Raw genomic sequence first — 2,056 nt, 5'->3', positions numbered from 1 at the left:
TCGCCCGCCACCTGGCCGGACGGCACGGCGTCCGCCGTCTGGTGCTGGCCGGCCGGCGCGGACCCGACGCGCCCGCCGCCGAGCGACTGCGCGCCGACCTGACGGCCCTCGGCGCCGAAGCCGAGATCGTCGCCTGCGACGTCGCCGACCGCGCCGCACTCGCCGCCCTGCTCACCGCGCACCCCGTCGACAGCGTCGTGCACACCGCGGGCGTCCTCGACGACGGCCTGATCACCTCCCTCACCCCGGCCCGGCTGGACACCGTGCTGCGGCCCAAGGCGGACGCCGCCTGGCACCTGCACGAACTCACCCTGGACCGGCGACTCGCCCACTTCGTGCTGTTCTCCTCCGCCGCCGGCACCATCGACGCCTCCGGCCAGGGCAACTACGCCGCCGCCAACGTCTTCCTGGACGCCCTGGCCGCGCACCGCGCCGCCCTCGGACTGCCCGCCACCTCCCTCGCCTGGGGCCTGTGGTCCGGCGGCGGCATGGGCGCCGGCCTGGACGCGGCGGACGCGCAGCGCATCGGACGCTCCGGGATCGGCGCCCTCGACCCGGACGAGGCACTGGACCTGTTCGACGCCGCCGTGACCGGCACCGGCCACGCCCTGGTGCCCGTACGGCTCGACACCGCCGCCCTGCGCAGGCGCGGTGACGACCTCCCCGCCGTACTGCGCACCCTGGCCGGCGTCACCGCCCGCCCGGACCACGGCGACCGCCCCCGCACCCTGGGCGAGCGACTGGCCGCGCTCCCCGCCGCCGACCACGAACACACCGTGCTGGAAGCAGTGCGCACCGAGGTGGCCGCCGTCCTCGGCCACGCCGGGCCGGCCGCGGTCGAGCCGCGCCGCGCCTTCACCGAACTCGGCTTCGACTCGCTCGCCGCCGTCGAACTGCGCAACCGGCTCAACACCGTCAGCGGACTGCGCCTGCCGTCCACACTGATCTTCGACTACGCCACCCCGGCGGCGCTCGCCGGCCACCTCCTGGAGCGGCTCGCACCCGCCACCGGGGAACACGAGGACGGCGCGGGCGCGCACGACGACGACGAACTGCGCGGCCTGATCTCCCGCATCCCCGTCGCCCGCATCCGCGAGGCCGGTCTCCTCGACAGCCTGCTGAAGCTGTCCGAACGGGCCCCCGAGCCCGCCGACCAGGCCCTGGACATCAAGTCCATGGCCGTGGCCGACCTGGTGCGCGCCGCACTCGACCGCAGCGGCGGCCGGTGAGCCGCCCCGGTGCCGGACGACGCGCCGCGTCCGGCACCGGCCACCCCCGAACCCGGCGCACCCTCCACCGCGTCACCAGCGCCGCCGAGCCAGCAGGGAGCGACACCGACCGTGGACACATCCGTCGAGCAGATCGTCGAGGCGCTGCGCGAGTCATTGCTCGAGAACGAGCGGCTGCGCCGGCGACAGACCGAGATCACCGAGGCGGCGCAGGAGCCCGTCGCGATCGTCGCCATGAGCTGCCGCTACCCCGGCGGAGTCAGCTCGCCCGAGCAGCTCTGGCAACTGGTCGACACCGGCACCGACGCCGTGGGCGACTTCCCCGCCGACCGCGGCTGGGACGTCGAGGCCATCTACGACCCCGACCCCGACGCCCCCGGCCGCACCCACGTCCGCGAGGGCGGCTTCCTGTACGACGCCGCGGACTTCGACCCCGGCTTCTTCGGCATCAGCCCGCGCGAGGCCCTCGCCATGGACCCGCAGCAGCGGCTGCTGCTGGAGACCGCCTGGGAGGCGTTCGAACGCGCCGGCATCGACCCGCACACCCTCAAGGGCAGCCGCACCGGCATCTACGCGGGCGTCATGTACCACGACTACGGCAGCTGGCTCACCGAGGTCCCCGACGGCGTCGAGGGCTACCTCGGCAACGGCAACCTCGGCAGCGTCGCCTCCGGACGCGTCTCCTACACCCTGGGCCTCGAAGGGCCCGCCGTCACCGTCGACACCGCCTGCTCCTCCTCCCTCGTCGCCCTCCACCTCGCGGTGCAGGCGCTGCGCACCGGCGAGTGCGCCCTGGCCCTGGCCGGCGGCGTCACCGTGATGTCCAC

2 protein-coding genes are annotated in these 2,056 nt (G+C 75.3%); both read left to right on the top strand.

Features of this window, described 5'->3' with window-relative positions:
• Positions 1–1,229 (top strand): beta-ketoacyl reductase (locus GT045_RS28840; protein ID WP_161335981.1); only part of this gene is annotated, 1,229 nt, incomplete at its 5' end.
• 111 nt (positions 1,230–1,340) lie between these two features.
• Positions 1,341–2,056 (top strand): beta-ketoacyl synthase N-terminal-like domain-containing protein (locus tag GT045_RS28835; protein WP_161335980.1); only part of this gene is annotated, 716 nt, incomplete at its 3' end.

The sequence above is a fragment of the Streptomyces sp. SID486 genome, assembly GCF_009865385.1.
GTDB lineage: Bacteria > Actinomycetota > Actinomycetes > Streptomycetales > Streptomycetaceae > Streptomyces.
Note: the sequence above shows the minus strand (reverse complement) of the source record. Positions and strands in the feature narration are given on the sequence as shown.